This is a genomic window from Arenibacter sp. F20364 (genome assembly GCF_023015905.1).
Lineage (GTDB): Bacteria > Bacteroidota > Bacteroidia > Flavobacteriales > Flavobacteriaceae > Arenibacter.
Genome location: NZ_JALKBD010000166.1, coordinates 1 through 365 on the forward strand (window position 1 = coordinate 1; position 365 = coordinate 365).

Consider the following 365-nt stretch of genomic DNA (forward strand, 5'->3'; position numbering starts at 1 on the left):
ACCGTATAGCCGGTAGGTACAGAAGTAGTCTTAGAAGATGTGTCGGTCGCAGCTACACCGGCACCGTTAACGTTGGTCAGCGTCACACTCAAAGTGATGGTCCCGTCACCAAGACCGCTAAGATCGATGCCAGAGATGGTCTGACCCGCCCCGGTTACCGTTCCCGTATCAGTAACGTTGGTCCCGCCCCCGGAACTGCTGAAACTATAATTGTAGGTCGTGCCAACCGTAGCCCCAGTAAAAGTAAAACTCACCGCCGTCTGGTTCCCTGCGTTGATCGGGTCCTGGTCGATGCTAACCGTATAGCCGGTAGGTACAGAAGTAGTCTTAGAAGATGTGTCGGTCGCAGCTACACCGGCACCGTT

1 protein-coding gene is annotated in these 365 nt (G+C 54.5%); it reads right to left on the reverse strand.

The window, feature by feature from the left end:
• Positions 1–254, reverse strand: a 254-nt coding sequence (locus MWU84_RS24170) for a hypothetical protein (protein ID WP_246906621.1), incomplete at its 3' end; no start/stop codon positions are given.
• Positions 255–365 lie beyond the last annotated feature (111 nt).